The sequence below is a fragment of the Streptomyces sp. NPDC101151 genome (assembly GCF_044768335.1).
Lineage (GTDB): Bacteria > Actinomycetota > Actinomycetes > Streptomycetales > Streptomycetaceae > Streptomyces.
This window is the reverse complement of sequence record NZ_JBIWPP010000040.1, coordinates 1-25,650: the sequence shown is the minus strand read 5'-3', so window position 1 is coordinate 25,650 and position 25,650 is coordinate 1. Positions and strand designations below refer to the sequence as shown.

Annotated in this window: 22 protein-coding genes and 3 pseudogenes; 18 read left to right on the top strand and 7 right to left on the bottom strand. The window is 69.5% G+C overall.

The genetic code is table 11. The features are described from left to right. Nucleotides 1–82: 82 nt before the first annotated feature. Complete coding sequence (locus ACIRU3_RS40040; protein ID WP_404067658.1) at nucleotides 83–784, top strand: SDR family oxidoreductase; 702 nt, start codon at nucleotides 83–85, stop codon at nucleotides 782–784. 39 nt (nucleotides 785–823) lie between these two features. After that, a complete protein-coding gene (locus ACIRU3_RS40035) occupies nucleotides 824–1,249 on the top strand; it encodes a tautomerase family protein (protein WP_404067656.1) in 426 nt (141 codons plus the stop codon). Nucleotides 1,250–1,330: 81 nt separating this feature from the next. On the opposite strand, the gene ACIRU3_RS40030 is transcribed toward ACIRU3_RS40035, so the two are convergent. After that, nucleotides 1,331–1,729, bottom strand: coding sequence for a cupin domain-containing protein (locus ACIRU3_RS40030; protein WP_404067753.1), 399 nt, complete (start codon nucleotides 1,727–1,729; stop codon nucleotides 1,331–1,333). Between the two features lie 566 nt (nucleotides 1,730–2,295). Next, on the bottom strand, nucleotides 2,296–2,763 hold the full coding sequence (locus ACIRU3_RS40025) for an RICIN domain-containing protein (RefSeq protein WP_404067653.1): 468 nt from the start codon (nucleotides 2,761–2,763) through the stop codon (nucleotides 2,296–2,298). 546 nt (nucleotides 2,764–3,309) lie between these two features. Here ACIRU3_RS40025 and ACIRU3_RS40020 point away from each other — a divergent pair. The 3 genes from ACIRU3_RS40020 to ACIRU3_RS40010 all read left to right on the top strand — a co-directional run bounded on the left by ACIRU3_RS40020 (nucleotide 3,310) and on the right by ACIRU3_RS40010 (nucleotide 7,321). Further along, nucleotides 3,310–3,780: a DUF3592 domain-containing protein gene (locus tag ACIRU3_RS40020; protein ID WP_404067650.1), complete on the top strand. Its 471-nt coding sequence runs from the start codon at nucleotides 3,310–3,312 to the stop codon at nucleotides 3,778–3,780. Between the two features lie 747 nt (nucleotides 3,781–4,527). After that, nucleotides 4,528–5,532: a zinc-binding alcohol dehydrogenase family protein gene (locus tag ACIRU3_RS40015; RefSeq protein WP_404067647.1), complete on the top strand. Its 1,005-nt coding sequence runs from the start codon at nucleotides 4,528–4,530 to the stop codon at nucleotides 5,530–5,532. 1,420 nt (nucleotides 5,533–6,952) lie between these two features. After that, a complete protein-coding gene (locus tag ACIRU3_RS40010; RefSeq protein ID WP_404067644.1) occupies nucleotides 6,953–7,321 on the top strand; it encodes a hypothetical protein in 369 nt (122 codons plus the stop codon). 227 nt (nucleotides 7,322–7,548) lie between these two features. Here ACIRU3_RS40010 and ACIRU3_RS40005 read toward each other — a convergent pair whose 3' ends face one another. Then, nucleotides 7,549–8,127, bottom strand: coding sequence for an SDR family oxidoreductase (locus ACIRU3_RS40005; protein WP_404067750.1), 579 nt, complete (start codon nucleotides 8,125–8,127; stop codon nucleotides 7,549–7,551). A gap of 391 nt (nucleotides 8,128–8,518) precedes the next feature. Here ACIRU3_RS40005 and ACIRU3_RS40000 point away from each other — a divergent pair, with 391 nt between their 5' ends. The 4 genes from ACIRU3_RS40000 to ACIRU3_RS39985 all read left to right on the top strand — a co-directional run bounded on the left by ACIRU3_RS40000 (nucleotide 8,519) and on the right by ACIRU3_RS39985 (nucleotide 13,158). Continuing rightward, nucleotides 8,519–9,037 carry a winged helix-turn-helix transcriptional regulator gene (locus tag ACIRU3_RS40000; protein WP_404067642.1) on the top strand — a complete coding sequence of 173 codons (519 nt, stop codon included), beginning with the start codon at nucleotides 8,519–8,521 and terminating at the stop codon, nucleotides 9,035–9,037. A gap of 270 nt (nucleotides 9,038–9,307) precedes the next feature. Continuing rightward, entirely contained in the window at nucleotides 9,308–10,006 is a 699-nt protein-coding gene (locus tag ACIRU3_RS39995; protein ID WP_404067639.1) for an SDR family oxidoreductase, read from the top strand. A gap of 596 nt (nucleotides 10,007–10,602) precedes the next feature. Further along, the gene (locus tag ACIRU3_RS39990; protein WP_404067637.1) at nucleotides 10,603–11,808 is read left to right on the top strand and encodes a cytochrome P450; all 1,206 of its coding nucleotides are present in this window, start codon (nucleotides 10,603–10,605) and stop codon (nucleotides 11,806–11,808) included. A 312-nt stretch (nucleotides 11,809–12,120) separates the two neighbouring features. Continuing rightward, on the top strand, nucleotides 12,121–13,158 hold the full coding sequence (locus tag ACIRU3_RS39985; protein WP_404067634.1) for a sulfotransferase: 1,038 nt from the start codon (nucleotides 12,121–12,123) through the stop codon (nucleotides 13,156–13,158). A gap of 223 nt (nucleotides 13,159–13,381) precedes the next feature. On the opposite strand, the gene ACIRU3_RS39980 is transcribed toward ACIRU3_RS39985, so the two are convergent. Next, nucleotides 13,382–13,510 (bottom strand): hypothetical protein, encoded by a 129-nt coding sequence (locus ACIRU3_RS39980; RefSeq protein ID WP_404067632.1) that lies wholly within the window; start codon nucleotides 13,508–13,510, stop codon nucleotides 13,382–13,384. Between the two features lie 104 nt (nucleotides 13,511–13,614). Between ACIRU3_RS39980 and ACIRU3_RS39975 the strand changes: the two genes are divergently transcribed. Continuing rightward, a complete protein-coding gene (locus ACIRU3_RS39975; RefSeq protein WP_404067629.1) occupies nucleotides 13,615–15,720 on the top strand; it encodes an FUSC family protein in 2,106 nt (701 codons plus the stop codon). A gap of 118 nt (nucleotides 15,721–15,838) precedes the next feature. Here the strand turns inward: ACIRU3_RS39975 and ACIRU3_RS39970 are convergent, their stop codons facing one another. Further along, nucleotides 15,839–17,797: a glycoside hydrolase family 15 protein gene (locus ACIRU3_RS39970; RefSeq protein WP_404067626.1), complete on the bottom strand. Its 1,959-nt coding sequence runs from the start codon at nucleotides 17,795–17,797 to the stop codon at nucleotides 15,839–15,841. Between the two features lie 531 nt (nucleotides 17,798–18,328). Here ACIRU3_RS39970 and ACIRU3_RS39965 point away from each other — a divergent pair. The 3 genes and pseudogenes from ACIRU3_RS39965 to ACIRU3_RS39955 all read left to right on the top strand — a co-directional run bounded on the left by ACIRU3_RS39965 (nucleotide 18,329) and on the right by ACIRU3_RS39955 (nucleotide 19,573). Then, nucleotides 18,329–18,555 (top strand): annotated as a pseudogene (locus ACIRU3_RS39965) (ferredoxin). Then, nucleotides 18,545–18,969, top strand: a pseudogene (locus ACIRU3_RS39960) (FAD-dependent oxidoreductase); the annotation flags it as partial. The pseudogenes ACIRU3_RS39965 and ACIRU3_RS39960, both read left to right, overlap by 11 nt. A gap of 1 nt (nucleotide 18,970) precedes the next feature. Then, complete coding sequence (locus tag ACIRU3_RS39955) at nucleotides 18,971–19,573, top strand: cytochrome P450 (RefSeq protein ID WP_404067623.1); 603 nt, start codon at nucleotides 18,971–18,973, stop codon at nucleotides 19,571–19,573. On the opposite strand, the gene ACIRU3_RS39950 is transcribed toward ACIRU3_RS39955, so the two are convergent. Then, complete coding sequence (locus ACIRU3_RS39950; RefSeq protein WP_404067621.1) at nucleotides 19,542–19,781, bottom strand: hypothetical protein; 240 nt, start codon at nucleotides 19,779–19,781, stop codon at nucleotides 19,542–19,544. The genes ACIRU3_RS39955 and ACIRU3_RS39950 overlap by 32 nt on opposite strands. A gap of 346 nt (nucleotides 19,782–20,127) precedes the next feature. Then, on the bottom strand, nucleotides 20,128–21,066 hold the full coding sequence (locus ACIRU3_RS39945) for a cupin domain-containing protein (protein ID WP_404067619.1): 939 nt from the start codon (nucleotides 21,064–21,066) through the stop codon (nucleotides 20,128–20,130). A gap of 111 nt (nucleotides 21,067–21,177) precedes the next feature. Between ACIRU3_RS39945 and ACIRU3_RS39940 the strand changes: the two genes are divergently transcribed. The 5 genes and pseudogenes from ACIRU3_RS39940 to ACIRU3_RS39920 all read left to right on the top strand — a co-directional run. Beyond that, a complete protein-coding gene (locus ACIRU3_RS39940; protein WP_404067617.1) occupies nucleotides 21,178–22,032 on the top strand; it encodes an NmrA family NAD(P)-binding protein in 855 nt (284 codons plus the stop codon). After that, nucleotides 22,008–22,553 (top strand): nuclear transport factor 2 family protein, encoded by a 546-nt coding sequence (locus tag ACIRU3_RS39935; protein WP_404067614.1) that lies wholly within the window; start codon nucleotides 22,008–22,010, stop codon nucleotides 22,551–22,553. The genes ACIRU3_RS39940 and ACIRU3_RS39935 overlap by 25 nt, the downstream gene beginning before the upstream one ends. A 321-nt stretch (nucleotides 22,554–22,874) precedes the next feature. Next, nucleotides 22,875–23,078, top strand: a complete 204-nt coding sequence (locus ACIRU3_RS39930) for a cold-shock protein (protein WP_023544341.1) — start codon at nucleotides 22,875–22,877, stop codon at nucleotides 23,076–23,078. 87 nt (nucleotides 23,079–23,165) lie between these two features. After that, nucleotides 23,166–24,896, top strand: a complete 1,731-nt coding sequence (locus tag ACIRU3_RS39925) for a DEAD/DEAH box helicase (protein ID WP_404067612.1) — start codon at nucleotides 23,166–23,168, stop codon at nucleotides 24,894–24,896. Between the two features lie 568 nt (nucleotides 24,897–25,464). Continuing rightward, nucleotides 25,465–25,554, top strand: a pseudogene (locus ACIRU3_RS39920) (IS5/IS1182 family transposase); the annotation flags it as partial. Nucleotides 25,555–25,650: the final 96 nt, after the last annotated feature.

Genomic DNA, 25,650 nt, shown 5'->3' with positions numbered 1-25,650 from the left:
GCCATTGTAACTAACGCTTGCGTTATCCAGCAGGTCATGCTTCCATCTAACTAACGAACTCGTTATCCAGATGGGAGATGCCATGGTTGCGGTAGCAGACAGAGTGGTCATGGTGACCGGGGGACGGCGGGGACTCGGCTCGGCGCTGGTGGATGAGCTGCTGGCACGCGGGGCGCGCAAGGTGTACTCGACCGCGCGCTCGGCGTACACCGACGACCGTCCAGAGGTGGTCACCGCTGAGCTCGAGGTCCGCTCGGCGGCGTCGGTCGCCGCCCTCGCGGAGGTCGCCACCGACGTCGACATCGTCTTCAACAACGCCGGGATCCTGCTGCCGGCTCCGCTGCTGACGGGCGACTTCGAGGACGCCACCACCACGTTCGACGTCAACGTCTTCGGGCTGCTACGGGTGGCGCGGGCGTTCGCGCCGATCCTGGCCGCGAACGGCGGGGGCGCACTGGTGAACATGCACTCCGTGCTGTCCTGGCTGGCCGGCAGTGGCGCCTACGGGGCGTCCAAGGCGGCTGCGTGGTCCCTCACGAACTCGCTCCGATACGAACTGGCAGGCCAGAAAACCCAGGTCGTCGGTGTACACGCAGGGTTCATCGACACCGAGATGGTCACCGCCATGAAACTGCCGAAGGCGACGCCGGCCGAGGTGGCCGCGCGGATCGTCGACGGCCTGGAGGCCGAGGCCACTGAGGTGCTCACCGACGACGTCACCGTCGCCGCCAAGGCGGCGCTGTCCGGCCCCGTGGAGGGTCTGGCCTTCCCGGCCGCCCGTTGACATCCCGCCCGACACTCGATCAAGGAGCACCGAACAGCAATGCCACTGTGGACTATTCACCACACGCCCGGAATCTTCAGCGACGAGGAGAAGCAGGAGCTTTCATCCCGCATCACTGACCACTACGAAAAGATCGGACTGCCCCGGTTCTACGTGGTCACCCTGTTCCACGAGACCCGGCCCGAGAACATCTACGTCGGTGGGGAGCCCACCCCGGCCGGGGTCCGCATCACCATCGACCACATCGCCCGCCACAACCCCGACCAGGAGAGCCGGCGCCGGACCGCCCAGTGGGTCAAGGGCATTCTGCAGCCCCACATCGAGCGGAAGGCAGGGCTGCATTGGGAGTTCCACGTCGACGAGACCAGCGAGGATCTCTGGATGATCAACGGACTCGTACCGCCCCCCGGAGGCTCCGACGCCGAGAAGTCCTGGGCCGAGAACAACGCGACCGCCCCCTATTAAAGGGTGTGCGAAAGCAGCGTCGTCCTCTCGCGGGCCGGACGGAACTTGCAGGCGGAGCCCGGGACCCCAGGGCATCGTGGGTCAGCCATCGGAGGGACGTGGGGCCCGCAGGCTCGCCCGCTCCTTCAACTCCTCCTCGTCCACCAATGTGAGCATCGGCCGGCCCGGCGCACACAGCATGGTCACGACGAACTTGGTCGGCGCGTCCGACAGGGCGTTGCCGTCCTGGTAGTGGATCACGTCACCACCCGGCTCCCAGAACGTCCCGCCGGCCTCGACCACACGCTCCGGCTCACCCTCGAGCTCGAACCGGACCGCGCCCTCCATCACGTAGCCGAACGACGGTCCCGAGTGGCGGTGCGGAGGGAGCCCGGGGTGACCGGGGGGCCACTCGACAAGGATGGTCATTCCCGAGCCACCTTCGGGGAAGAAGGGCGGAGTGACGTCTTGCAGCAACTGGACTTCGGGCGGCAATGAGATTTCGTGCCCCGCGTCGGCGGTCCCGTGCACTGGGTTCTTCTCTGACACGCACCACACCTCCGTAACCCTGCCCGAAATGCACGATCTTGCGTGGGCCACCGCTTTCTGGACCAGTGAGCTTTCTGGACCAGTGAACCGATCCACTCGTTCGGCGGTGACCGAGTTCATCGGTTCCGGGCTCACACCACTCGCTGCATCACGCATGAGGACCACAGCCCGCATCCGCGACACACCAGGCGCCTTCTGCCACGCTCGGACAGTCCCGAGACCACTCTGCCTCCCGTCGGCGGCCGCCACAATCCGGGAGCCAGCGGCATCGAGAACGCATCGCACCATGTCATCGGCGGGCGCGTGGCAGCGACGGCGGCGTTTCACCAGGTTGTCCCCTCTATGGGTAAATGCCGCCGCCGATGCAGCGAGACGGAGGCGGCATCGGTGACCGGGTGTGCCGGCGGAGCTGGTCTTCAGTTTTGATACTCGGCCCAGGGCGGGTCCGATGCATCCAGCACGGTCCCCGGCGCCCTCCCTCTCCGGCGCCGGGGCACTGGCTGCCTGACGACGGTCCGTCAGGCCGGGGGCGGCGGCAACTTCCAGATCTGCCAAGCCACCTGCTCGCAGTCGCGGACGTTGATACCCGCGTGCTCGCTGGAGTCACCCCTGCCCTGGATGGCGAGGCACTGCCTGTTCACATCCGTCCTCAGATGCTCGTTCTCGTATTTCCATTGCTGGTTGGGCAGGCCGTGACAGTCACCCACCGCCTGGGCCGGCGCGTCGATCTCACCGTTGCGCACGTCGAGACAGTGCAGTTCGGCGAGGTTGCGCAGCTTGCCGTCCTCCCAGAACCACAGTTGGTTCCCGGTGCCCCGGCACGTCTGCACCTCCACGTTGTCGCCGTTGGTAGCCAGACACTTGTCGTGCAGACCGCTGCGGATATCGAAGGTCTCCCGTGCCGCCGTTGCGGGTGTCATCGTCATTCCCGATACCGCGCCCGCCAGGCCCAATACCATGGCCGCCGCGGTGAGTCGACGTCGCATCACTGACTCCACTTCATTTCCGTTCATTCCGGTACATCAGGTGCCCCTGGGATGCCGCCGCCCGGCGCCGGCCATCACGGACTGATTACGCGTCGTTATTGCTCATGTACCTGTAGTGAGAAACCCGGTGATGCGGGGGCTCGCGATGCGTGTGCCAGGCGTGATCTACGGGGTGAGCCCCGGGCGAGGCCGACCCGTGGCCAAAAATGGGGCGTGCCCGATGGCCGGTCGCCAGACCCATCGGACATTCGCCAGTTGCGCCGCCAGTACCACCCCCTGCAAGACGAGGCGCACTGCCATCAGGTCTTTGGTGTGCGCCCTCAGCCGGACGCCGTGCCACCAGCAGGGTCCGCGGCCGGCGCGTGGACGGCCGAACTGGACAGCGGCGTCGGGCGTCCGCCCGCTCAGACCCACCGGGGCCGGTTGGACGATTCCTGAGACAATTCCTGAACAGCAGCCTGGTGCCCCACCACCCGGGGCTGGAGGACGGCGACCGGGAGTTCTGGGATAGCGTCCCTCTCACTCCGGACAAGTGAGAGGGACGTTGTGCAGGTTCAGGTGCGTGGACAGAGAGCCCGCCGTTGGATCACGTTCGGGGCGATCGCGTTCGGGGCGTTGTTCTTGGTGATCGGGCTGATCCTTGCGGGGGTGTCGGTCTCGTTCCTGGCGGATGCGGAACGTGCCCGGGGCACGGTGGTGGCCCTGGAGTGGCGGAACGACCACAGCGGTGTCGGTCGCGAGAAGCGGGTGAAGGACAAGCCCGTGGCGTATCCGGTGGTCAAGTTCACGCCGGCGGACGGCACGCCGAGGACGTTCCGGGACTCCACAGGTTCCAATCCTCCGGCGTACGAGGAGGGTGAGCAGGTCGAGGTTCTCTACCGCGCGGATTCCCCCGAGGACGCGCGGATCAATGGCTTCGCCTCGCTGTGGCTGCTCCCGTTGATCTTCGGTGGGATCGGGCTGGTTATCGCGGGGATCGGGACGGTCTTTGCGTTGGCGATGAGGAGACGCTCGTAGGCCGTGTGTTCAACGCCGGTGACAGCAACGAACGGGGCAGCCAGTCGCGTTCAGCACTGATGGGTACCGATGAGCCCTGACGGGCCGGCCGGCCCCGCGAGCGCGACCCTGTGGCTGTCCGAGATGCCCAGAAGGCCAACTCCGGGGCTCAGTCGCAACCAGCCGTAGTCGGAGCCGGGCAGCCGCAGGGGCCGGGGCCGGGCGCAGCCGCGACCGGCATCGGGGCCGGCTCGCTCTGCGGTCGGGTCCACAGGCTCTGTCGGTTGCACGGACTCAGACGCTTCGCCAGAGCCATGACCGGGCCGTTCGGAGCCGGGGCGGGAGCGGCTGTTCGCTCCCGCCGTGACGTGGCCCCCGCCCCAGCCACCGCCGCCTCGCCCTGCCGTCGGAACGGCCACGGCAGACCGGCCTTCGGCGTTCGCTCTCATCGGCTCACCCCGCTCCGGAAACCAGTGACGTCGTCCCGAACCTGCTCACGCAACGCCACGAAGGGTCCGTCAACCCGATCCAGGACGCCCAAGCGCGTGAGGAGCCGCGCGACCCCGACCGTCCACCGACACCTCTGCCCTGGTGCCGTACGGCACCAGGGCACCACAGCACCGGCCATAGGGAGGGACGACCGCCCTACCGGCCGGGGGCTATTCCCCGGTCGGGCCGGCAACGGAGGTCGGGCAGTGCCGCGCGGCGGGGCACGGTCCTGGCCCACACTGGTAGGGGGGCAGTCGTGGACGGAACGGGGCACAGGCGATGCGCGCATGGGTGGTGGACCGGCCGGGGCCCGTCGAGCGGGAGCCGCTGCGGTTCGTGGAGCGGCCGGTCCCGGTGCCTGGGTCCGGTGAGTTGCTGGTGCGGGTGCGGGCCTGCGGTGTGTGCCGTACAGATCTGCACGTCGCCGAGGGAGACCTGCCGGTGCGCCGGGCGGGGGTGACACCCGGGCACGAGGTGGTCGGCGTGGTGGCCGGAATCGGCGCGGACGTGAGCGGCTGGGCGGTCGGCGACCGGGTGGGAGTGGCGTGGCTGCGCCGAACGGACGGCACGTGTCGCTACTGCCTGCGCGGGGACGAGAACCTGTGCCCCGGCTCCGAGTACACCGGCTGGGACACCGACGGCGGCTACGCCGAGTACACGACCGTGCCGGCCGCCTTCGCCTACCAGCTGCCGGCCGATATGGACGATGTCGCACTGGCGCCGCTGCTGTGCGCGGGCATCATCGGCTACCGGGCGCTGCTGCGGACGTCACTGCCGCCGGACGGGCGCCTCGGGCTGTACGGGTTCGGCGGCAGCGCCCATCTGTGCGCGCAGATCGCGCTGGCGCAGGGGGCGACCGTGCACGTCCTGACCCGCGACGAGGCCTCGCAGCGGCTCGCGCTCGCCCTCGGATGTGCGTCGGCCGGCGGGGTCTACGACCTGCCGCCGCAGCCGCTGGACGGGGCGATCCTGTTCGCGCCGATCGGTGATCTTGTACCGGTGGCACTGCAGGCACTGGACCGGGGCGGAGTCCTGGCGGTCGCAGGCATCCATCTCAGCGACGTCCCGGTGCTGCATTACGAGAGCGAGCTGTTCTACGAGAAGGAGCTGCGCAGCGTCACCTCGAACACCCGGGAGAACGGCCGGGAGTTCCTGGACCTCGCGGCCCGGTACGGCGTGCGGGCCACCACGCACCCCTACCCGCTCTCCGAGGCGCAGCGGGCGCTCGGCGATCTGAAGGCAGGCCGCTTCGACGGGGCGGCCGTGCTGGTGAACGACCTGTGAGCCTCAGCGCACGGGCAGGTGCAGGAGGCGGGTGACAGCACCGGAAGCAGGACCTCTGCGTTCACCTCCGCGGAACGCGGCCCAGGCCGCTGTCCCAGGCCGCCTGGGCCGTGAGGCACCCCTTGTGCTCGGCCGTGCCGAGCAGGCACGCGTCCTTACCGAGGCCTCAGCCTCCGCCCGCACGGCCAACACCCCCCGATGCACTGCCGCCCCTTGTCCTCGTTCGCCCGGCCCCAAGCCTCCGACCAGGCATCCGACGCCGCTCGGCGCGCCCAGGACGTCCTCGATCGGAGCGCTCGCGATCCTTACGAGACCCTGACGTGTCGGTCGTAACCCGTTCCTCCGCCGCCCGAGCCGGGCACTGTGAGCCGCGTCGGCAGTCCCGGGCGCCGCGCATGGCCGTGAGCCTCGCGTCAGCGGCCTGCCAGCCCAGGCTGGCGCCGGCAGAAGACGCGAGAGGGAAGGGGGATGATCAGCGGCCTACGGCCGGCCTGGACCGGCAGGCAATCGGTCGCTGTGGCATAGGAGAAGCGGCTGCCGCAGCGACAGGGGCGCCCCGGGCATCGGCCCGGGGCGCTCGCACTGCCGTGAGCGTCCTCGTGCGAAGTGCGGCGCCCGACCGAGCAGGAACGCGAGCCCGCATCACTTCTCGTCAGTCGCCGGTAGCATCGGACTCGGCCTCACCGACGCCGGCATCGCCCGCCTCGGGCACGGCGAGTACGCATCAAGATCGCGACTCTGCCCGGCCGCAACGCCGCCACTGCGACATGGCACGACGCCGAAGTGGCCCGACGCGCGCTCGCCTCGGTCAGCGTGGACCCAGCGGGCGAGACACCGCACGTCGACGACGTCCTCCGACTGCCCGCACGGGTCGGCATCACCGTCGAACTCCGCTGAACCTCCCCAACAACGGCCAAGTGTGCGGCCTGGACAGGCTGGTGACGCGGCTGCCTGGTGTTCGGCCCTCGATGCCTGTGCGGGGCCGGTGGTAGTCGTACCGGACCAACCGGCGGGGAAACGCTGCGTCGCCGCTTGCCCCGCCCGCCGTAAATCCACAGGCCGACCCGCACGGGTACACCGACACGCTCAAGTGTCGGCACCCGTTCGAAGTCGGTCATTCGAAGTCTCCGCCTCCTGCCCGGGACACCCCCGGACCCGCTCCCTTCGGTCCACCATCGGTGGGCTCGTCGGCGTCCGCCGGGACCGGAGACGGGGATGCGCTCCCCCGACACGAACTGACGGTCGCTCCGGGCCGAGCGGGGGTGTGACCCCGGCCTGCTGCATTGGCATCACCGGCGTCACCAGGTCGGGTGACTGCGCCGCCACCTGCCGCGCAGGGCATCACAAATAAGTGTGACCATCGCACTACGGTGACATGGCGACTCCCGGCCGTCACCACACCTGGCAGGAGGACCAATCGATGAACCGCACCCTGAAGCGCCTGCTCGGCGCCACAACGGCGGTGGCCGCGGGCGCCACGGCCCTGCTCGGCACCGGTGCCGGCACCGCCGATGCCCGCACCGCCCGCGCCCACTGCGACCGCGCCGAGCGGCCCATTTGGAGCGAGGGGCTCAGCCGCAACGTGACCGGCCACGGCTGCAGCCTGCCGGACAACAAACGCCGCTGGTACACCATCGAGATCGACACCCTCGTACAGCCCCACTACAAGACGGACAATCTGAACGGAGGCGTCGACCGGACCGAGACCCTGCACGACAAAACCATCAGGTGCCTCGGCTACACCTCCGACAACGGCACGGTGAACTGGTTTGGCTGCCCGCCCTCCTGACACCCACCGTCCCCCTGCACGGCGAGATACTGGCCCAACCCGCCGACGCGGGAGGGCGACGGCCGGCCCCGTACGCTCGGCGCGGCCACTTGGCGTACGCGCGCCCTGGCGTACGTCCGTCCCCTGCCGGCCGTAGAACAGGTGCGTCGGCTCCGGCGGGCTGGTCCTGTACGAGGCCCCGGACGTACCCACCCCGTCCCCGCCCCCAGCTCTTCGACGGAGCATGGTCAGACTTCGATGACGAGGGTCTCGATGAGGGTGTCGCGGAGTGTGAACTGGTAGCGCAGGTCGACGGACCCGCCGGGGAAGTTGCCTTCCAGGTGGTGTGTGGCGATGTAGTGGGTCGCGTCGATCTGCTGGGCGCCGGTGAGATCGATGGTGTACGTGAACTCGCTGGCGGAGCGGCTCAGCCACCGCTCGATTGCGCTGGTGCCCTGGTAGGTCCTGCCGTCGTCGGTCACGGTGGCGTCATCCGTGAAGGCAGTGACTGCGGTGGCTGTGTCGTGGGCGCGATGGGCCTTGAGGTAGCGGGTGATCGTCGCGGGCAGTGTCTGCGGGGCGGTGGTGCGGGGCTGCTGTTCGGGCATGACGGTCCTGTGGGTGGTCGGAGGGTCAGACGGTAGGTGTGTGCCGCCGTCGATGACGTGCTCGGCGCCGACGATGGACGAGGCACGGTCGGAGACGAGAGAGGCGATCAGCTCGGCGACATCCTCGGGCCGGTTGGGGCGCCCGAGGGCAATGCCGCCCAGCGAGTCCATGGGGCGGCCCAGCGCCGTTTCCTGGGTGATGCCGGCTTCGCTTGCGATCCGGGCGACCAGGTTGTCGGCGGCGGTGGTCTGGATGAAGCCCGGTGAGACGGTAGCGCGCGTCCACCTCGGCGATCACATGGGTTGCGCCTTCGGCGGTGGACAGATCGGCTGCGATGAACGCCTTCTCCTCAATGTCGTCGGGGCGGCTGCGGGAGGTGACGAGAACGTTCGCTCCGGCCTCGGTGAGGCGCCGGGCGATGGCCGCGCCAGTGCCCTTGGTGCCCGCGGTGACCAGGGCGCGGCGGCCATCGAGGGATTCGCTGCGGGCGGTGGGCATGGCATCTTCCGTTTCCGGGAGGGCGTAGGGACGGGACGCCACTCCTACTCTTCACTGCTAAAATAGAAGCAACTAGCTTCGACTTTAACAGTGACTGGGAGGGTGGCCACGATGGCGAGCCGGATCAGACTGGAGGACCGGGAATGCCCGCTGTCCACGACGGTGGAGCACGTCGGCGAGTGGTGGACTCTGCTGATCCTCCATGACACCTTCGACGGCTACACCCGCTTCGACCAGTTCCAGGAGAATCTGGGCATCTCCTCCAGCATGCTCACCACGCGGCTGAAGACCCTCGTCGCAGCCGGCCTGCTGGAGCGCCGGCCCTACCAAGCCAACCCCGTCCGTCACGAGTATGTCCTCACCGAGCTGGGGCGTTCCCTGCGCCCGGTGATCCTCGCCCTGGCCGCGTGGGGCAACTCCCGCCTCGCGCCGCCCGAGCGCAGCATGATCCTCGTGGATGCGCAGAGCGGCGAGGAGGTCGAACCCGTGGTCGTCGACGCCAGGACCGGACGCCGACTTGACGACAGCAACGCGTACGTTTTCACCGCAGGACCCGCTGCCGGTGACGCGATGCGGGCCCGCTACGCCCCCGCCTCCACGACGGCACCCAACCCTGCACGCACTGCCTGACCGGCGCACCTTCGCCGACCAACCGACCTGGTCGTGTGTCCCTCAAGCGAGGTGGTTCGGTCGCCTGGGCGCCACGGGCCAGCACGGTTTCGGCCTCTGCAGGTTCTCGCAGGTAGGCCGCAGGCATGTCTGGCACGCTCAGCTCGGCCATCGACTGCGCGAGGAGGTACCGAGGCAGGTGTGGTCGGGTCACGGGTGGATCAGCCGTCGGCTGGGGCCTAGCGTCAGAAGCAGGGAGTCCTTCACACCCCACACGCAGGGAGGGTGATCATGGACATCAAGGGTTCGGTAGCCCTTGTCACGGGAGCGAACCGCGGCATCGGGCTGGCCTTCGCCCGGGCACTGCACGCGCACGGCGCCGCCAAGGTCTACGCCGGAGTCCGGGAGCCGGAGACATTCCGGGACCCCGGGCTGGTTCCGCTGCGGCTGGATGTCACCGACGAGGAGCAGGTCGCCGCGGCCGCACGCGCCGCCGGCGATGTCAGCATCCTCATCAACAACGCCGGCGTCGCCAGTGGCCCGTCCCTCCTGGAGGGGCCGTTCGACGGTGCCAGGCGCGAAATGGAGGTCAATTTCTTCGGCACCTGGGCCGTCTCGCGTGCATACACGCCCGTACTGGCCGCCAACGGTGGCGGAGCGCTGGTCAACATGCTGTCTGTGGCCTCGTGGGTGGCCAACAGGCGGTTTCCGAGCTACGCGGCCTCCAAGTCCGCTCAGTGGTCGCTGACGAACGCCTTCCGATTGGCGCTGCGGGAGCAGGGCACGCTGGTGGTCGGTGTGCATGCGGGTTATGTCGACACCGACCTGACGGCGGATGTCGACTCGCCGAAGATCCTTGCAGCCGACGTGGCCGAGCAGACCATGACTGCACTGCTCAATGACGAACCCGAGGTGCTGGTCGACGAGCCCACCCGCCACGTACGCGCCGCGCTCTCGGGGGGCCTGGAGGCTCTGTACGCCAATCGATGACCGCACCAACCCGCCGTCGTCCTGCCCCTCGGACGAGTTGCGTCACATAGAACTTCGTGGCATTGCGCTGTCGACGCTGAATTCCACGACCGGGTCGGGCCGCACGCGACGGAAATTCCGGCTCTCCTTTCTCGCCCCCAGCCCGCGCTGAAACGGAAGCCGTGCCGGGGCTGTTCGGCGTCATCGGGTGCAGGCCGTCGGGCAATTCCACGCCGTAGGGCGGTGGGCAGCGGAGTGGTGAGGGCCGCCAACACCCGCACGTCACCCGTCGCGCCGAACCGGCCCGGAAGCAGCGTGAGCAGGGCCCTCAGCGAGCCGGTGACTGCGGGGAGTCAGTCGTCCGCGTGGCGCTGACCTGCGTGAACTCGGTCCGGTCGGACGCCCGGCGCTCGGCGGTGAGTCCACCCACTCTGCGCATGTCCCGCGCCGCGTCGGACGCCATCGGCGCAGTTCCGGGGCAGGTGCGGGCCTGACCGGGCCGACGGGCCGCCGGGCAATCGGGCGGAACAGCGCACTGGACCTGCCCCGGTGGCCCGGTACCACGGAGTGGCATATGCATGGAATAACGAAAGCAGCGAGAGAGGGAGAACGGCAAGATGCCCCAAGGCGACAACGCGATCCATTGCCCGTTCGACTTCAGCGAGGGCTTGGAGTTCGATCCCTCCCTGGCGGCGCTCATGGACCGCGATGCCATCACCCGAATCCGACTCCCCTACGGTGACTCCGACGCCTGGCTGGTCACCGGGTTCGAGGGAGTGCAGCAGGTGACCACCGATCAACGGTTCAGCCGAGCGGCAATTCTGGACCACGACTACCCGCGGCTGACGCCGGAACCCATCGTCTCCGCCGAGTCGATCAATGTGATGGACCCGCCGCACAGCAGCCGTCTGCGACACCTGACGTCGCAGGCGTTCAGCCAGCGGCAGGTGGATCGGATGCGAGGGAAGATCACCCGGCGCGCGGGCACCCTGCTCGACGAGATGGCCGCGCAGGGGCCGCCGGTGGATCTGGTGCACCACCTGTCGGACCCGCTGCCCCAGCAGACCATCTTCGACCTTCTCGGGATTCCCCACGACGACTGGGCTCGCGTGCAGCAGAACCTGCGTCAACTGCTCGCCACCGGCCCCGACAGAGGCAAGATCGCCGCGACCGCCAAGGCGGAGCTTCGGGCGTACTTCGGCGAGCTGGTCGAACAGCGGCGGAGCTCCCCCGGAAAGGACCTGATCAGCGCGTTGGTCGCCGCCAGGGACGGCGACGACGTGCTCGACGACCAGGAAGTGGCGGTCATGGCGCTGACGCTGACGCTCAGCGGGCAGGACACGGCCACCTGTCAGATCAGCAACATCTGCTACCTCCTGCTGACCCGTCCCGAGCTGATGAAGCACTTCAGGAGCCGGCCCGAGGCCCTGACGGACAGCCTGAACGAGATGCTCCGCGTCATCCCCTTCCGCAAGGGCGTCGGCATTCCCCGGGTGGCCCTGGAGGACGTCGAGATGGGCGGGGTACGCATCCGAAAGGGCGACTTCGTCCATGTCTCGTACCTGACGGCGAACCGCGACCCGGACCGCTACCCGGACCCGGACTTCATCGACCCGGACCGTCCCCCCGCGCCGCACATGACCTTCGGCTGGGGCGGACACCGGTGCATCGCCGTGCCGCTGGCCATGGCGGAACTGGAAGTGGCCATCGGGCAGCTGCTGGAACGCTTTCCGGGGCTGCGGCTGGCGGTACCGCCGGAGGAGGTGCGCTGGGACACGGAGACGATCCGCCGCTTCCCGATCGAGCTTCCCGTTGCCTGGTAGGAGCTGCCTGACGGGAGCTGCTTGGTGCCGGAGCGGATGGCCGCCTCGGTGCATTCGCCGCCCTCGCCGCCGTTGCAGTTGCAGTTGCAGTTGCCGCTGGACTTGAAGCAGTCGCACGTGGCCGGGGCAGCGGCCGGGTCCGGATCGAGGACGGTGACGCCCGGCAGGGAGGGCAGATGCTCAGCCCTGCCGGGCCCGGTCCTGGTCGGCTTCGACCAGCGCGCGCCTGTCCGGCAGACGTCGCGAGCATGGCATAGTGCTGCGGTAGCCGGGGCCGAGGTCCAGAGTGCTACCAAGCTGCGGAGAGTGGCCATGCGTACCTTGACGTTCGTCATCGGCACCGGCCGCAGCGGCTCGACCGCACTCTCGCGCATCCTCAACGCCCATCCGGACGTACTGAGCCTCAACGAGTACATGGCCTCCGTGGGCGACGCCTCCTTCCCCGAAGGCACGCTGACCGGCGAGGAGTTCTGGCAACACCTCTTCCAGCCCGCCCCGCACTTCGAGCGAATGATCCGCAGCGGGCTGCCACTGCCGGAATTCCTCTACACGCGCCGCCCCGGCAGGTATTCCTCGGAGACGACCGGCATTCCAGCGCTGTCCCTGATGGTGCTGCCTCACCTCACAGATGACCCGGACGGGCTCCTCGACGAGCTCCGCGAAGCAGTGGTCCGGTGGCCCGAGCGCAGCGCTGCCGAGCACCATCAAGCGCTGTTCGGGCTGCTCTGCACACGGTTCGGGCGCACCGCCGTCGTGGAGCGCTCCGGTTACTCGACAGGCTGGGCACCGGGGCTACGGGCCGCCTTCCCGCACGCGAGGTTCGTACACATGTTCAGAGACGGGCCGGACTGCGCCTTGTCCATGAGCCGCCACCCGGGATACCGCACGATCTCCCTGTTGCTTGAGATCAAGGCACGAGCCGGGATCAAGAGTTTCGCCGACCTGACCGCCGAGCACGTGCGCTCACTGCCCCTCGACCTGGCGCCGCTCCTCGGAGAGCGCTTCGATCCTGCCCTCGTACGCGACCGGGACCTGCCCCTGCGGACGTTCGGCGCCCTGTGGTCGGAACTGGTCACCCAGGGCACGCAGTTCCTCAACCGGCTGCCCGTCACGCAGCGCACCACGCTTGCCTACGAGGACCTCCTCGACAGCCCTCGCCAAGAGCTGACCCGCCTCGCCGCATTCGTCGGAGTCAGACCGCTCCCGCAGTGGCTGGACACCGCATGCTCACTGCTCGACCACAGCCGACGCGGCTCCGCCGGGAGGCTGGCTGTCGCTGAACTCGACGAACTGACGCAGAGCTGCGCGCCAGGCACCCGCGTTTTGGAGAGGCAGCAGTTGAGCCGGTGACCGAGCGGAGCCTCGCCTCGCAGACACCGGCCCAGACCCTCACCTCCTGCCCCACCTCCACCGCGCCGGCAACGGGCCTCTCCCCCGCAGTTTCGGCCTTGTGTTCGGTGTCGTCGGCCCCCTGTGGCCGGCTGCACACCCCGCCGCTTCCGCGCCGACCGTATGGCCGCCTCCCCACGCGACGTCCAGGACTTCGTGCCCGGCCAGATCACGAGCGCCATCCTCACGCACCGGGCCGCATGACGAGCAGGGCGCGGACAGCCGCCGTGAACGCCTCGTGGGCGCGGGCCCGACGCTTCCGCTGCCGGGCCCGGAGCTGTTCGGACGAGCGCACGGTGACCGCCTGTCTCACCACCTTGAGCGTCGCCCTGCAGATGCGGCGAGTGGCAGCCACGCCGGAGCTGGCAGAGGATGAGAAGCGCTGCTCCCGCGCCGCGCCGCCAAGGAGGCCCGGACATGCGCTGGTGGTCGTCGCTGGTCACGATCGGCCGGGACGGCCTGCGCATTCAACGGGCATTCGCCGCCCCGTCGGCGATCGCCCGGGCCGTACTGGCCGTGCTGCTCGCCACGGTCCTCGGCCTGCTGCTGGACGACCCGGTGGCCGGGGCCATGGCCAGCGTCGGTGCATTCATCTGCGGCATCGGTACATTGCTGAGCCCGCTGCGACACCCTCTGGTGAACGCGCTCGGGATGGCCGCGGCCTTCAGCGCGATGGCGGTGCTGGGGGCCCTGGTGCACGGCACCACCTGGCTGTTCCTGCTGCTGCTCGCGGTCGCGGCCTTCGCCACCGGGATGTGGCGGACGCTGGGCATCGCGCCCGGCATCCGGGGTTGCCTCGCCGTCATCGGGCTGATGATCACTGCGGATCTCGCTCCAGACGTCCATGGCGGGCTGGTGATGGCCGGGTGGATCGCGGTGGGGACCGGACTCGTCGTGCTGGTGCAACTGCTCCCGCCGTACGGCCCACGGTTCGCCGCCCAGCGCCGTGCCCTCGCGGCCCTCTACACATCACTCGCCGAGGCTTCGGTCGCGGCCGACGCCCCCGGTCTGGGCGGGTCCGCTCCGTTCACCACGGCCCGGCAGACCCTGGATCTGCTGCCGCAGTTCAGTCGGCCGGCGGCAGCGGCCCTGTTCGGACTGCTGGGAGAGGCCGAACGCATCCGCCGCGCGCTGCACACGGTGCGGCTGACGATACCCGCGGCGGCGCCCGCGAACCGCGAGGCCCTGGCCGCCGCGGCACAGGTGCTCGGCAACATCTCCCGTACCGTGGCCTCCGGCCGCGAGCACCGCACCCCCGAGGAAGTCAGCACCGTCCTGGAGTCGTGGGCGGCCGCCTCCCCCGAGCACGGCCCGCGCGACCTGGCCGCGCGGCTGCGGCCGGCCGAGCAGCTGGCCCTGCGCTCGACCGACGACCGCCTCGGCGATGTACTGGAACCCCACACCGAGGTGCCGGGCCTGTACGCGGGCACCCCCGCCGTAGCACGCACCGCCCGGCGGATCCGGGCCCAGCTGCATCCCCGATCGCCGATCTTCCGCCATGCGGTGCGGCTCGCCGTGGGCGTGGTGGTCGCTGAGGTCATCGGCCGGGCGATCGGCGGGTGGGGCGGGCTGGGCATCTCCGCGCACGGCTTCTGGGTGGCCCTGACCACCATGCTGGTGCTCTTCCCCGAGTACGGACACACCATCGCCCGCGGCTGGGGACGAGCGGCCGGGGCCGTGCTGGGCGGCCTCTTCGCCTGGGTGCTGTCCCTGCCGAACTGGTCGCCCGTCGGCCTCGCGGTCCTGGCGGTGGTGCTGGCCGCCGCGTCGTTCGTGACCCTGCGGACCGGACAGCTGATGCTGAACCTGTGGCTGACGACCTGGATCGTCTTCCTGATCCACCACGTCGGCGGGCTGCCCGGGCCCGCGGCGTGGGCGCGCGCCGCCGACACGGTGGTCGGCGCCGCGCTCGCTGTGCTCATCTTCCTGGTCTGGCCGACCTGGTCCACCCGGCGGGTGCCGGGCCTGCTCGCGGAGTGGCTGCGGGTGCAGGACCGACTGCTGCCCGAGCTGCTGACCGGCTACGCCGACGTCGGGGCGGCCGACCGGGCAGCCGTCGACACACTGCGGGCGCGATCACGGCAGGTCAGGGAGCACCTGGAGGCCGCGGTCGAGCAGTCGCACGCCGAGCCGGCCGAGCACCGCGGCCCCTGGTCGAGTGCGCAGCTGACACAGATCAGGACTCAGGTGTCCACGGTCGCCGGATGCGTCACCCAGCTCGGCGAACACCTGCCGCGTACGGAGCAGGACACCGTGCCGGAACTGACCGAACTGGTCGATCCGCTGCACGAACACCTCACCGCCCTGGCCCGCGCCGCCGCCGGAGCCGAGACCGTGGCCCCGGGGGCGTTGCGGTCGGTCTTCGACTCCTTCACCGCCCGCTCCGGCCTGCTGGCCGACGGTTCCGGCCGCGCCACGACCAGCCGTGCGGTCGCCCTGAGCACCGCGACCGTCGACGCCGTCGAGGCCCTGACCGCCACCATCGCCTCCCGTCACCGCCGCCGTCGCCACGCGGCAGCCTGAGACCGGGATCCACGCCGGTGCAGGGTGATCGCAAGCCGGTCGTGGTGCCGGCACGGCGACAGGGACGGACGCGGCCCTCGACCGCACGAGGCTGACCGATGCGGGACGGGTGGTGCGCTCACCTGCGGATGACGTGGTCCGACGGATATGGGGTCGTAGGCGTGACAGGTGGGCCTCCGGCCGCTGCCGCCATCGGTTGCGCGTAGAGAAAGGGAACCGGAAGCGGAGAGGTGGGTGGGAAGCCCGGTCTGGCGGCGTCCAGATGAGCATCCAGGCTCAGTGCGGCGGTGACGAGGGCGAGGTGGGTCAATGCTTGTGGGAAATTGCCGAGTTGCTCGCCGGTCAGCCCGATTTCCTCGGAGTACAGGCCGAGATGGTTGGCGTAGGTGAGCATCTTCTCGAAGACGAGTCGCCCTTCACGCAGATGGCCGGCGCGAGCGAGGGCTTCGACGTACCAGAAGGTGCACGCCGAGAAGGTGCCTTCGGATCCGCGCAGTCCGTCGGGAGAGGCAGAGGGGTCGTAGCGGTAGACGAGGCCGTCGGACACGAGATCTTTCCTGATCGCGTCCAGGGTCGAGAGCCACCGCCCGTCCTGCGGTGGGATGAACCCCACCGCAGGCATCCGCAGGAGCGCGGAGTCCAGGACTTCGCTGCCCAGGTACTGGGTGAACGCGGCACGTGCCGGACTCCATCCTCGCTGCTGGATCTGCCAGTAGATGGCGTCGCGTTCCTTGGTCCAGCGCGGCACCTCGGCGGGGCGACCGCTCCGGGTGGCCATGCGGATGGCCCGGTCCAGCGCGATCCAGCTCATGAGCCGTCCATAGGTGAAGTCCTTGTCACCGCCCCGTGTTTCCCAGATGCCGGCTTCGGGACGGTCCCAGTTCTCGCACACCCAGTCCACCGTGTTGATCAGCGCCTGCCAGATGCGGCACGTTGTCGGCAGACCCCTCTGGTCGGCGAAATGGAGGCACTCCAATGCCGATCCGTAGATGTCGAGCTGCAACTGGTCTGCGGCACCGTTGCCGATCCGCACCGGAGCGGAGCGCCGGTAGCCTTCCCAGTGGCCCAGGGTCTGCTCCGTCAGGTCGGAGGAGCCGTCGACGCGGTACATGATCTTCAGAGGATGCTCGCCCGGACCGGTGTATTCCTGAACGCGGTCGCCCAGCCACTCGGTGAACGCCACGGCTTCCTCGGCGAATCCCAGCCCGAGCAGCGCGTGAAGGGACAAGGAGGCATCGCGTACCCACGCGTAGCGGTAGTCCCAGTTGCGCTCGCCTCCGACCTGTTCCGGCAGGCTGGTGGTCGGAGCCGCGACCATGGCGCCTGACGGGGCGTACGTCATGAGTTTGAGCGTCATGGCGGAACGGTTGACCATCTCCCGCCACCGTCCGGTGTAGCGGGAATGCGCCAGCCAGTTGTGCCAGAAGGCGATGGTGTCTTCCAGGAGCCGCTCGCATTCCTCCGGCGGAACGATGCGTGGCGGGCCGTCAGCGAACGTCTCCAGCACCAGGCCGCGGGTCATGCCGGCTCGCAGCCCTACGGTCATGCACACGTCGCCGGAGCGAATCCTCCGGTCGCTCGCGCACTCATCGTCCAGTGTGTCCACCACATGGATGGCCACATCCGTGTCCCGGCTGACAAATTTCCAGCCGCCCATGCACGGAGTGACCTCATGTGGTTGCTGCGCGTAGTCGAACCGAGGGGCGATCTCGATGTCGAACGAGATCTCGCCGCGCGTGCACCGGAGCATGCGGACCAGCCGGTGATTGCCTGTCGGATTGTGTGGCGAGGCAGGCGGCATGAAATCCACGACCGACCCGACGCCCTGCTCGGTCATGAATCTGGTGAGCAGCACACAGGTGTCCGGGTAGTAGAGCTGCTTGGTCGCATACGTCGGCGCTTGGGGAGCGATCGTCCAGTGGCCGCCGTTGTCGCCGTCCAGCAGTGCTCCGAAGATGCTCGGTGAGTCGAATCTCGGGCTGCAGAACCAGTCGATCGTTCCCTCGGTGGAGACCAGCGCGGCCGTCTGCAGGTCACCGATGAGTCCGTGGTCTTCGATCAGCGGACGTTCGTTCATGGGGCCTCTTCCCGTCGTGCCCGGCGTCAGCGGTGACGTCGCTGCTGCCGGCCGTGCCCCCTTGCGGACACACCATGCGCCCCCACCTCCAGACTGCCCGGCATATCCGGGGTTCGCACAACTCCGGGAAGCGGCCCCCTCAGCCACCTGCACGGGGCCCGGATCACTGTCTGGATCCAGTACAACGAGGGGGTGATCGGTCACGGGCCGTTCATCTCCCCGGCGTCCTCGCCCCGTCCACTCCGGTACGGAACTCCTCGTCGGCGTCAGATGGTTCATGGCGCTGTATGACCCTCCCCGGCCCTGGCGCTGGGCAGCGCGAGGACTGCGCCCGACCCGGCCGCCGTGCCGCCTTCGGACCCGCGCGGGGGCGGGCGTCAGCAGGCCGCCGACTGCACGGCTGTCGCGTTGCGAGGCCCTCTCGCCGAGCCGATCCTGGAGTGGAGGCATGCCAACCACTCGACGGAACCGAACGCACAGGGGCTGCGGGTCCTGCGGTCAGCGCGGCCTGAGCACGAAGCGGGGTTCCAGATGCGGCTTGTCGTCGATCTCAACCGGTGTAGGAACTCGCGCAGTGCGCCCTTCTCGCTCCGGACGTGTTCGCTCTGCACGGCGGGGAGGCGCTGCTCCTCACCTCCCGCAGCGACGAAGCGCTGCGCGAGCAGGTGGAACAGGCTGCGGCCGCTTGTCCGGTCCAGGCCATACTTGTCGACCTCTCCGACGAACCGACGAACGGGGTGGAGGGCCGTGTCGGCTGACACCGGTGTCGAGGCCCTCCGGCGGGAGGGACGCCTCGTGGTCGTCGGAGCCTCGCCGGCCGGACTGCGCGCGGCGGGACCCTGCGCGAGAGGGGCTTCACCGGCACGCTCACCTTGATCGGCGACGAGCCGTACGACCGGCTTCCGCTGTCCAAGCAGGTGGTGCTGGGGCTGGAGGACGCCGATGCGACCGCGCTGCCGCGCAGGCGTGACATCGACGCCGAATGGCGTCTGGGCGTGGGCGCCGCGGGCCTGGACCGAGCCGCCAGGAACGTGATCCTTGCGGACGGCGACGCCGTTCCCTACGACCGCCTGCTGATCAGCACCGTTACCAAGGCCCGGCCCTGGTTCCATCCGGAACAGGCGGCGTCGGACGGGGTTTTCGTGCTGCGTACTCGCGACGACTCCGCAGCTGGTGGCCACCTCGATACCGCTCCTGATCGCAGGCCATGAGACCGCTGTCGACCTGATCAGCAACGCGACGCTCACACTGCTGCGCCACCCCGACGTCCTCGAGCGGTTCCGGAAGGAACCGGACCTGGTCGTCCCGCACATCGAGGAAGTGCTGCGCCACGAGCCGCCGGTCCAGTTCGTACCGTTCACCGCCGCCCTGACCGGCATCGACATCGCCGGCATCACCATCCCCAAGGGTTCGCCGGTCCGGCTGATGCGGGATTCGGCCAACCGTGACCCGAAGCGCTTCGAGGACCACGACCGGTTCGATCCCGACCGCGCGGACAACGAGCACCTCGGGTTCTGCACCGGCATCCACTACGGCTTCGGCGCCCCGCCGGCCCGGATGGAGGCGCGGTTCGCCCTGCCCGAGCTGTTTCGCCGGATCATCAGTCCACGGCTGTCGGCGGACCCGCCGCCCTACCGCGTCAACCCCGTCCTGCGCGGCCCCCGCCACCTTCCCGTGGCGACCGGCAGCCTCACGCCCCCCCATGACAAAGGAGCCCCGGCGCGCCGGCCCCCGGCACAGGCAGCTACTCCGCCGGATCCTCCTCGGTGTGCCTGACCGCCCTCTTCACGGCCTGCTCCAGCTCGTACCGGCTGCCCCCCGTCTCCTCGGCATGAGCAGTGATCGCGGCCTGCACCGTTTCCGACGCCGTACGCCAGCGACGCCATTGCTCGTCGTACTCCTCGGCGGCGAGGCCGGCCAGGCGGGCACGCTCCGTCTCGGCTGCACGCTCCAGCTCGATCAGGAATTCGGGGATGTCTGCCACGTGCACGGATCCTAAGCGGCCCGTATGCCGCGCCGACCGTCGGAAGTATCGTCCAATCGGGTAGAGCCACCACCGGACCGGGCGATCACGGGCTGTGGCTTCGTGCACGTTCAGCAGCAGCGTCTGCCTGGCGGAGTGGTCTCGGCCGACGATCTCTGCGTTCGTTGATGTCGACGAGAGGTGACGGCAGTTGGCGGCGGCGCGTCGCGGCGCTGGTCCGGCGTCGCCGTACGAGCAAGCACCGGCGGGTCCCCTGTCCAGGGGTTCCGGGCCATCGCCGCCATCGCCGGGCGGCGCCGTTTCGGGGTCGAGTCGGCTCGTGTGCCGCCGCGGACGTCGGGCGGGCTCAGCTCGCGGGGTGACCGTCCCCCGGGGCCGCGCCCGCGCGCGCCGACTCCCGCTGCCGCCACACCCCGGGCGGGTCCCCGTGGTGGCGCCGGAAGGCTGTCGCGAAGGCGTAGGGCGAGCCGTAGCCGACCACGCCGGCGATGTTCGTCAGGCTGAGCTCACCGGCGCGCAGGTGGTCCCGGGCGAGGGTCATCCGCCAGTCGGTCAGGTACTGCATGGGAGTCTGGCCGAGCACGTCCCGGAAGGTCCGTGCGAAGGCCGCCCGCGACAGGCCGCTGATCGCGGCGAGTTCGGGGACCGACCAGGGATGTCCCGCGTTCTCGTGCATGGCTTGCAGCGCGGCGCTCAGCCGGGGATCCGCGGACGCCCGGTACCAGCGCGGCGCGGTCGCGCTCCGGCGGAAGCCGGTTCGGATGGCGAGCACCAGAAGAATGTCGAGCAGCCGGTCCAGCACGGTGGGCCGGCCCGGCTCCGGTGCGGCCAGCTCACGCGACAGCAGCGCGACCACGTCCCGCACCGGGTCGCCAACCGCCGCCGACAGCGGCAGAACCTGAGGCAGCGCTTCGAGCAGTCCGCTGCCGATGTCACCCGAGAACCGGTAGGCACCGCACAGGAACACCGTCGCCCGCGGGTCGTCCGAACGCCCGTCCTGTGCGTGCCGGGCCCGGAACTCCTCCGGCTCAAGGCAGTCGGCGCCCGGTTCGTGCCCGATGTGGTGGTCAGGTCCACCACGAACGAGCGTCACATCCCCCGGCGAGAGTTCCCAGGCACTCCCAGGGTCGTCGAGCCACAGCCATCCCCTGCCCCGAACGACAGCGTGCACGGCCAGCTGGATCGAGCCGGCCAGCCGCAACCCCCACGGCGGCTCGGCCACCGTCCGGGCGAAAACGGCGCCGGAGGCACGTGCCCTCGCGAGGTGATCGTCCAATAGATCCACACGACCAGCATCAGCAGAACGGCCGCCCTGGTCAATGAGATGAGCGTTTGACACAAAAGAACGAGCGAAACACACATTGATTCGCTCGCAGCGCCATCTCAGCATTGACGCATGATCGAAACACCGCAGACCGCGCTCGTACTGGGCGGCACCGGGCGGACCGGCTCGCTCGTGGCGAACAAGCTCGCAGAACGGGGGCTGAGCGCCCGCACCGCGTCACGCCATGGCGGCGACGTGCTGTTCGACTGGGACGACCCGAGCACCCACCCCGGCGCCCTCACCGGCGTCGACCGCGTCTACCTCGTCACACCCGTCCTGCGGGTCACGTACGCCGACCAGGTGGCCGGCTTCCTCGACCTCACCGAAGCCGCCGGGGTGCGTCACGTCACGTACCTCAGCACCTACGGCGGCGACCAGGCACCGCCCGAGGTCGACATCAGGGCCGTAGAGACCGACCTCGCCTCCCGAGGGGCCATCACGCACTCCATCCTGCGTCCCGCATGGGTGATGCAGAACTTCAGCGACGCACACCTGCCGATCGTCGACGGGGTGATCACGGTACCGACCGGCGGCGGCACGGAAGCCTTCGTCGACGCGGCCGACATCGCGGCCGTCGCGGTCGAGACGCTGACCGCGCCCGACGCCCACGCCGGCGCGCAGTACGCGCCTACCGGCCCGCAGGCCCTCACGGTCGCCGAAGTCGCCGACACCATCGCCGGTGTGATCGGTCGACCAGTCACGCACGACGACATCGACCGCGAGATGTGGATCGACGGTGCCGTCGCGGCCGGCTTCGCCCCCGCCGATTACGCGGTGCTGCTCCGCTGGCTGACCGGGGCCATCATCTCGGGCAACGGCTCCAGGCCCAACGACGACATCGAGAAGGTCACGGGCCGGCCGCCGACCGCCTTCCACGACTTCGCCCGGCGGAGCGTCGCCGCATGGCTCTCCGCGGCGGCCCGGTGACCATGCCCATGGACGACATCGCGGACTTCGCGGCGCTGGACCCGTTCTTCCGGATCATCGAGGAGGGGCTGTCCGGCCTCGTCGACGGGGAGCACTTCTTCGACCTCCTGGCCGAGGACGTCATCTTCGAGTATGTGATCTCCGTGCCCGGATATCCGCGACGGGTGGAGGGACGCCAGGCGGTTGCCGGCCTGTATCGCGGCTACGGCAACGTCATGGTCCTGCGCAGCGCGGACAGCCTGGCTGTCCATCGGGATCCCAGGACATCTGTCGTCGTGCTCGAATACGCGGTGCACGGTCGGGCGGTCCACACACGGCGGGCCTACGACAACCGCTTCGTCTCCGTGATCACCGTCAAGGACCGCAAGGTGACGCACTGGCGGGACCACCTGGACCCTGTCGCGGTCTTCCGGGCGACCGGATGGCCGGCGGAGGATCGTGAGGATCGTTGGCGGAAGAGTTCGGACCTGCTGACAGCTTGTGGGGGCTTCCGGTGGTGTCGTCGGGCCTCCACTCGGTGATCTGGTGTGTGGGGACCGGGACGAGAACTGCTGGGGCCGGTCGTGGACTTGGCCGCCGAACGGCCACCGAGACGAGGACGACGAGGCGTCCCCTCTCCGGTCCGTGACGGGCTCGGCGAGGGGAGGCGGGCGGCTCCTTTCCGAGGAACCCCGGCGCACATAGCCGATCCACGACGCGCCGGCGAGTTGTGCTACGGTATGGCTGTTGCAGTTGTGGTACCCATGAACGTATGTGCGCCTGACGGGAATGTTTCTCCTGCAGGCGCATTTTGTTTTCCGGCATCTCCGGATGGGGCCTCTGCCTACAGAACGGAGACGGTCATGGCACAGGGAACCGTGAAGTGGTTCAACGCCGAAAAGGGTTTCGGCTTCATCCAGCAGGACGGCGGCGGCCCCGACGTCTTCGCTCACTACTCGAACATCGCCACCCAGGGCTTCCGTGAGCTCCAGGAGGGCCAGCGGGTCTCCTTCGACGTCACGCAGGGCCAGAAGGGCCCGCAGGCGGAGAACATCGTCCCCGCCTGATCGCCGGACGCATATCCGCTCTCCGGGGTCCGCACCGTCATGGTGCAGACCCCGGTTTGTGCTGTTTCCAGGAAGGCAAAGAACTGCATGTCCCGCAGGCCCCAGAAGTCGAACCGGCGTGCCTCGTCACCCTCACCGTCCGCCTCGTCGCCAAGGGAATTCCGGCTGCCGGAAAGCACGACACCCGCGCTTCCCGCCGTCGATGACTTCGCCGCTCTGGACATGCCCTCGGGGCTGCTGCGGACCCTCGTCGCGCAAGGCGTCACCGCCCCCTTCCCCATCCAGGGCGCCACGCTGCCCAACTCGCTCGCCGGCCGTGACCTGCTGGGACGGGGACGCACCGGATCCGGCAAGACCCTCGCGTTCGGGCTTGCGCTCCTGGCCCGCACGGCGGGACTGCGCGCGGAGCCCAAGGCGCCCCTCGCCCTCGTGCTGGTGCCCACCCGTGAACTCGCCCAGCAGGTGACGGACGCGCTGACCCCCTACGCGACGGCGGTGAACCTCCGGCTGACCACCGTGGTCGGCGGGCTGTCCATCACCAAGCAGGCCGGTGCGCTCCGGCGCGGCGTCGAAGTACTCGTGGCGACTCCCGGCAGACTCAACGACCTCGTGGAACGCGGGGATGCTGTGCTCGACGACGTCCGCATCACGGTGCTGGACGAAGCCGACCAGATGACCGACATGGGTTTCCTGCCGCAGATCACCAAGCTGATCCAGCAAGTGCGGCCCGACGGGCAGCGCATGCTCTTCTCGGCCACCCTGGACCGCAACATCGACCGCCTGGTACAGCGGTTCCTGACCGACCCCGTCGTGCACTCCGTGGACCCGTCCGCGGGGGCGGTGACCACCATGGAGCACCACGTGCTCCACGTCCAGGACGAGACCGACAAGAAGGCCGTCACCACACGCATCGCCGCCCGCGACGGCCGCGTCATCCTCTTCCTCGACACCAAGAGGTCCGCCGACCGGCTCACCAAGCGCCTCCTGGCCGTCGGCGTCCGTGCGGCGGCACTGCACGGAGGCCGCTCCCAGCCACAGCGGAACCGCACCCTGGAACAGTTCAAGAACGGCCAGGTCACCGCGCTGGTGGCCACGAACGTCGCGGCCCGGGGCATACACATCGACGACCTCGACCTGGTCGTGAACGTCGATCCCCCCGCCGATCACAAGGACTACCTCCACCGGGGCGGCCGCACGGCCCGCGCCGGCGGCTCCGGCAGCGTCGTCACGCTGGTCCTGCCCGACCAGAAGCGGGACATCACCCGGCTCATGTCGGACGCGGGCATCCACCCCCGAACGGCCCGCATCACGTCGAGCGACGCGGAACTGGCCACCATCACCGGCGCCCGTGAGCCTTCCGGCGAGCCCGTCACCGTCGAGGTCCCCCAGCAGGCGACACCGACGACGACCCGCCCGGCCCGGAAGGCCGGCAGCGAGCCCGGCAGGCGGTCCGGCCGTCGCCGCCGAAACGGCTCCGGGTCCGAAGCGGCGGCAGGTGCCGCCACCAGGACGGGTAACCGGGGCTCGGACCGCCGGGCCTCCGGCGGGGCGGCAGCGGCCGGTGGCACTTCGGCAACGGGCGGGCGCGGCTCTGGCCGCCGGGCGGTAGCCGGCAAGGCCACAGGTGGTGCCGTTGCCGCGGGCGGCCGCAGTTCGGACCGCCGGTCCACTGCCGGTACGACGACCGGTACCGCTTCCGGCAAGGCTGTCCGCGGATCCGGCCGACGTGGAGCGGCCGGCGCGGCCACGGGCGGCGCTGCCGGCACCTCCGGCCGCGGCTCCAACCGCGGGGACGGCCGCCGCAGCTCTGCGAACTGAGCCATCTCTGGCAATTGATCTCGACGTGTCGCGCTCTCCCTGTGCAGAAGGGAGAGCGCTGATGCGGCCTGAGCGTGCAGCGACTGGTCGTTCGGGCCGCCGGCGACGAGCCGATTCCGGCTGCGGACGTAACGCTCTTTCGCAGCACGTGCTGGATCCCACAGACGCGGCGCGGGCAGTGGGACCTGTCGCCCAGGTCACCGGTGTGGACGCGTTCAGGGCCGGCGGCTGAAGCCACACCACGCAAGGTACGTCTCTGTGGCCGCAATTTCCGGCCCCTGTACCTCAGCGGCCGGCAGCGGGCTTGGGCATCAAGTTCCCACCACAGCGGACGAGTTCAGACGCCGACGGTGGATCTCCATACGCAGAAGCAGGGGCAGCGGCCATTACTGTCGGCATGGATGTGCCGAGCAGCGACAGTGCCGCTCGTCCTGCGGCGAAGCATCTGCTGTCGTCAATTGCCCCGGCTGCCGGTCGCTCGGTCCGGGCGGAACGGGAATCCGCCATGACGAACTTCAGCGCGGACGGATACTGAGGCCAGCGATACTTCATCTACCGCGACCAGATCCGCGATCCAGGCATCGTGCCTGCGATCGCCCGGCGCCGCACTCGCCACGGCACCGGACTTGGCACCCACCGCTGGGTGATCGAGCGGAGTTTGTGCGCCACGAGGCGCTCTGTTTGTATCCCCGGCTCAGCCGGGAGGAACTCGGAAGGAGGTTCCTGGGCCCGATGACTTACCTGGATCCGAAAG

Excerpts from the sequence above, each read along its gene's own strand:
- ACIRU3_RS39990 (WP_404067637.1), top strand. The coding sequence starts at position 10,603 with ATGCCCCAAGGCGACAACGCGATCCATTGCCCGTTCGACTTCAGCGAG.
- ACIRU3_RS39970 (WP_404067626.1), bottom strand. The coding sequence starts at position 17,797 with ATGAACGAACGTCCGCTGATCGAAGACCACGGACTCATCGGTGACCTG.
- ACIRU3_RS39925 (WP_404067612.1), top strand. The coding sequence starts at position 23,166 with ATGTCCCGCAGGCCCCAGAAGTCGAACCGGCGTGCCTCGTCACCCTCA.
- ACIRU3_RS39975 (WP_404067629.1), top strand. The coding sequence starts at position 13,615 with ATGCGCTGGTGGTCGTCGCTGGTCACGATCGGCCGGGACGGCCTGCGC.
- ACIRU3_RS40025 (WP_404067653.1), bottom strand. The coding sequence starts at position 2,763 with ATGCGACGTCGACTCACCGCGGCGGCCATGGTATTGGGCCTGGCGGGC.
- ACIRU3_RS39995 (WP_404067639.1), top strand. The coding sequence starts at position 9,308 with ATGGACATCAAGGGTTCGGTAGCCCTTGTCACGGGAGCGAACCGCGGC.
- ACIRU3_RS39935 (WP_404067614.1), top strand. The coding sequence starts at position 22,008 with ATGGCTCTCCGCGGCGGCCCGGTGACCATGCCCATGGACGACATCGCG.
- ACIRU3_RS39940 (WP_404067617.1), top strand. The coding sequence starts at position 21,178 with ATGATCGAAACACCGCAGACCGCGCTCGTACTGGGCGGCACCGGGCGG.
- ACIRU3_RS40040 (WP_404067658.1), top strand. The coding sequence starts at position 83 with ATGGTTGCGGTAGCAGACAGAGTGGTCATGGTGACCGGGGGACGGCGG.
- ACIRU3_RS39985 (WP_404067634.1), top strand. The coding sequence starts at position 12,121 with ATGCGTACCTTGACGTTCGTCATCGGCACCGGCCGCAGCGGCTCGACC.
- ACIRU3_RS40000 (WP_404067642.1), top strand. The coding sequence starts at position 8,519 with ATGGCGAGCCGGATCAGACTGGAGGACCGGGAATGCCCGCTGTCCACG.
- ACIRU3_RS39930 (WP_023544341.1), top strand. The coding sequence starts at position 22,875 with ATGGCACAGGGAACCGTGAAGTGGTTCAACGCCGAAAAGGGTTTCGGC.
- ACIRU3_RS40035 (WP_404067656.1), top strand. The coding sequence starts at position 824 with ATGCCACTGTGGACTATTCACCACACGCCCGGAATCTTCAGCGACGAG.
- ACIRU3_RS40015 (WP_404067647.1), top strand. The coding sequence starts at position 4,528 with ATGCGCGCATGGGTGGTGGACCGGCCGGGGCCCGTCGAGCGGGAGCCG.
- ACIRU3_RS40010 (WP_404067644.1), top strand. The coding sequence starts at position 6,953 with ATGAACCGCACCCTGAAGCGCCTGCTCGGCGCCACAACGGCGGTGGCC.